A 254-nucleotide genomic window follows, 5' to 3' on the forward strand; every position below is an offset into this window, starting at 1 on the left:
CTCTAAAAACAATAGCACCATATTGATCTGCTGAAAAATCTGTTCCAAAACGGCTTAAGATTCTGGCTATTCGTTCTGGCAAAAGCTGGAAAGAATGAAGATGAAGCGCCTCTATATAATCTGGATTTTCGTAGCTCTTAAATGCCTTCTCAAGCAAAGCGCCGACATTGGATAAAATATTTCTTTCCTGGGGCGTAACCTCCACTATTAGCGGGCTTGTAGGAATTTGATAAACATAATTTTCTTTTACTGGT

General features: G+C 38.6%; 1 pseudogene. It reads right to left on the reverse strand.

Annotated features, from left to right (window positions below):
- Positions 1-254, reverse strand: a pseudogene (locus tag ACWA1B_RS23135) (taurine catabolism dioxygenase TauD); the annotation flags it as partial.

Source organism: Flavobacterium xizangense (assembly GCF_054075145.1).